Here is a 3,337-nt window from a genome sequence, read left to right as displayed (position 1 = left end):
CATAATGAGAAACTGGCAAAGCCCTTCCGCTGGCACAAGAGTGCAGAATCGATTATGACTTCAGTGGCGCGAGCAAAGCTGAGTGTTATTGATAATAAATAAAGGGATTACCCAGACGGGACACTAGAACGATTGTCAGGCCCTTTTTCTTCAATGCCACCAACACCGCACCCAACGTTTCCACGATGACAGGCGCCAGCCCCTCTGTAATTTCGTCAAGCAGGAGCATATTAGCGCCTGTGCGCAATATACGAGCCATGGCCAACATCTGCTGCTCTCCACCGGAGAGCTTGGTACCCTGACTATATCGGCGCTCGTAAAGGTTAGGGAACATGGTGTAAATTTCGTCCAAACTCATACCACCGCTGCGAACCAACGGCGGCAACGTCAGGTTCTCCTGAACGCTAAGGGACGAAAAAATACCTCGATGTTCAGGACAATATCCCACACCCAGTCGGGCTAAGTTATGTGGAGCACACTTTGTAGTTTCTTCTCCATTAATCATGATCGAACCGGTGCGGCGCCCCACCATATTCATGATCGCTTTAAGTGTTGTGCTCCGACCAGCGCCATTTCGGCCTAGCAAAGTGACCAATTCACCTCGATGTACCACTAAATCGATACCATGGAGAATATGAGACTCACCATAAAAAGCATTCAGGCCGGAAATTCGGAGTTGCTCGTATTTGCTCCCCTGACTCAGGCTCATGAGACTGCCCTATAATTGGAAGCTTTGAGAGGTGAGGCACTCCGTTCGCCAATACCATCATGCCCCATATAAACCTCACGAACTCGCCGGTCCTCGGATACGGTCAGGTAATCCCCCTCGGTCAGAACGGCTCCCTGGGCTAGTACCGTAACTTGGTCACAAAGTTTGCTTACGACACTGAGGTTGTGCTCCACCATCAGTACGGTGCGACCCTTCGCAGCTTCACGCACCAAATCCACCACACGATCGACATCTTCCGAGCCCATACCTTGAGTCGGCTCATCTAACAACAATACTTGGGGATCCATCGCAAGCGTGGTAGCCAACTCAAGCCCACGCTTACGACCATAAGAAAGCTCAACAGCGGCCGTATGGGCAAACTCAGCAAGACCAACCGACTCCAGTAACTCGATACAACGCTTATTTAGATGAAGCAAAGAACGGCCCGACCTCCAAAAATCAAAGGAGCAACCCTCGGTCGCCTGCAGGGCCATACGGACGTTTTCTAGTGCGGTCATGTGAGGAAAAACGGCAGAGATTTGAAAGGAGCGGACAATACCCTTGCGCGCAATAGCGGCTGAATTTAGGGCGGTGATATCTTCACCCTTATAAAGAATATTCCCTCTAGTAGGAGTAAGAAACTTGGTTAACAGATTGAATACTGTGGTTTTCCCTGCGCCGTTCGGGCCAATCAACGCATGAATATCGCCCTTCCGAATTTGGAGATCGACATGATCAACGGCCTGAAACCCCCTAAACTCCTTTACGAGGCCTAAGGCTTGCAATACATATGGATTACTCATTTCGTGCCTTCTATTTTTGTTTTTGAGCTTTGTCTAAAGTATCCATATTAAGTAAATGATCCCCCCCCAAAAAGTAGGGGCTGCGTTAGAAACTTGTCAGTTGCCATATATTGAGCCACCTTTGAGCTTCTTGCTTCGTAACCGTCCGGTAATCCCATCTTGAGCCAGGCGCCGCTGCCGTCAGGATAGTGTCCACTTATTTTTAAGTGGACACTTAACATGACCAACATAAGCGTAACCAAGCCCTACCAAAAACGTCGTCGTTACTCCAAAGAGCTGAAGGCTCGTATCGTCGCCGAATGTCTGAAGCCCGGGGCGTCTGTTTCCCGTATTTCGCTGGATAACGGCCTCAACGCCAACATGGTCCGGCGCTGGATGAGTGAGGCGCGAAGGGCGGCTAAAACACCGGAAGCGCCAGGATTCGTTCCGATCCGTTTGCCAGCCGTAGCGCCTGTGCCGGACACCCCGTCAGTCTCGAGTCAATGTAGCACCATCCGTATCGAGATTCCCCGCGCCGGCGGCGCGGTTGTGGTGGAGTGGCCGGCGGACCAGGCACATCAGTGTGCGGCCTTGCTTCGGGATCTGGTGGGATGATCCGCATTGACGAGATCTGGCTGGCCACCGAACCGCTGGATATGCGGGCCGGACCCGACAAGACCCTGGCGCGGGTCATTCAGGTTTTTGGCTCCGCCAAGCCCCATTGTGCCTACCTGTTCGCCAACAAACGAGGCAACCGGATGAAGGTGCTGATCCATGATGGTCTCGGCATCTGGTTGTGTGCCCGCAGGCTGAACCGGGGTAAATTCCATTGGGGCGAATCCTGGCGCGGTGACCAATTACCCCTGACCGAAGAACAGCTGTCCGCCCTGGTTCAGGGCCTGCCCTGGCAGCGCATTGGCGCTGAAGGCGTGATCTCCATTCTGTAACCACAAGCCCTGCGGTCTCGCCATAATCAGAACCGCGAATCGCTTGCTGTAGGCGGACTTGGCATACTGTTGGGCATGACTCAGCGCCCCGATATCAACCAACTCTCTGCCGATCAGCTCCGTGCCCTGGCGATGGAACTGATGGACTCCCTGGAGGCCAAGGATGAAGCCTTGGGCCAGAAAGAACGGGCGTTGGTGCGCAGCAATGCGACCATTGAGAAGCTGACCCACGAAGTGGCCATCCTCAAGCGACACAAGTTCGCCCGCCGCAGTGAGCAACTCGATGCAGTTCAGGGCAAGCTCCTGGACGAGCTGATTGACAGCGACCTGGCCGCCATCGAAGCCGAGCTGGACCAGGCAATGACCGAGGAGCAGAAGGCGGCCCGGCCAAAGCAGCAACCCAAGCGCACCTCGCTGCCACCCGAACTGCCCCGCACCCTGATCCACCACGAACCGGACAACACTCAGTGCCAGTGCGGTTGCCTGCTCAAGCGTATTGGCGAGGACGTCAGTGAGAAGCTGGACTACGTCCCAGGCGAGTTCACCGTGGAGCGCCACATCCGGGGCAAGTGGGCCTGCGACAACTGCGAGACCTTGGTCCAGGCACCGGTACCACCGCAAGTGATCGACAAAGGTATCCCCACCGCCGGTCTGCTGGCTCAGGTGTTGGTGGCCAAGTACGCTGACCATCTGCCACTGTACCGTCAGGAACGCATCTTCGGCCGTGCCGGCCTGGAAATCCCACGCTCCACCCTGGCCGAATGGGTGGGTGTGTAGTTGCCCCCGCTAAACCGGACACCACCTCATTCGTTTGATGCCAGTTCCGCCCGGTACTCCCAGGGCGATTTCATTTTTAGCCCCTTGTGCGGGTGGCTGCGGTTATAGTCCTCGATCCATTC

3 protein-coding genes and 2 pseudogenes are annotated in these 3,337 nt (G+C 54.8%); 3 read left to right on the top strand and 2 right to left on the bottom strand.

The window, feature by feature from the left end; genetic code table 11:
* Positions 1 to 115: 115 nt before the first annotated feature.
* Together LWH94_RS18920 and LWH94_RS18915 are read right to left on the bottom strand one after the other, a co-directional pair.
* A pseudogene (locus LWH94_RS18920) lies at positions 116 to 709 on the bottom strand (ABC transporter ATP-binding protein); the annotation flags it as partial.
* Positions 706 to 1,512, bottom strand: coding sequence for an ABC transporter ATP-binding protein (locus LWH94_RS18915; RefSeq protein WP_232903279.1), 807 nt, complete (start codon positions 1,510 to 1,512; stop codon positions 706 to 708). The gene LWH94_RS18915 and the pseudogene LWH94_RS18920, both read right to left, overlap by 4 nt.
* A 219-nt stretch (positions 1,513 to 1,731) precedes the next feature.
* Between LWH94_RS18915 and tnpA the strand changes: the two genes are divergently transcribed.
* The 3 genes and pseudogenes from tnpA to LWH94_RS18900 all read left to right on the top strand — a co-directional run.
* Positions 1,732 to 2,106: an IS66-like element accessory protein TnpA gene (tnpA, locus tag LWH94_RS18910; RefSeq protein WP_232903278.1), complete on the top strand. Its 375-nt coding sequence runs from the start codon at positions 1,732 to 1,734 to the stop codon at positions 2,104 to 2,106.
* Positions 2,103 to 2,438, top strand: a complete 336-nt coding sequence (gene tnpB, locus LWH94_RS18905; protein WP_232903277.1) for an IS66 family insertion sequence element accessory protein TnpB — start codon at positions 2,103 to 2,105, stop codon at positions 2,436 to 2,438. The genes tnpA and tnpB overlap by 4 nt, the downstream gene beginning before the upstream one ends.
* A 75-nt stretch (positions 2,439 to 2,513) precedes the next feature.
* Positions 2,514 to 3,209 (top strand): annotated as a pseudogene (locus LWH94_RS18900) (IS66 family transposase zinc-finger binding domain-containing protein); the annotation flags it as partial.
* Positions 3,210 to 3,337: the final 128 nt, after the last annotated feature.

The organism is Marinobacter sp. G11 (assembly GCF_021282325.1).
Lineage (GTDB): Bacteria > Pseudomonadota > Gammaproteobacteria > Pseudomonadales > Oleiphilaceae > Marinobacter > Marinobacter vinifirmus.
The sequence above is the reverse complement of the archived record's forward strand: the minus strand, read 5'-3'. Positions and strand labels throughout refer to the sequence as shown.

What these genes read in the sequence shown, in the direction of transcription:
- LWH94_RS18915 (WP_232903279.1), bottom strand. Translation starts at nt 1,512, where the DNA reads ATGAGTAATCCATATGTATTGCAAGCCTTAGGCCTCGTAAAGGAGTTT.
- tnpB (WP_232903277.1), top strand. Translation starts at nt 2,103, where the DNA reads ATGATCCGCATTGACGAGATCTGGCTGGCCACCGAACCGCTGGATATG.
- tnpA (WP_232903278.1), top strand. Translation starts at nt 1,732, where the DNA reads ATGACCAACATAAGCGTAACCAAGCCCTACCAAAAACGTCGTCGTTAC.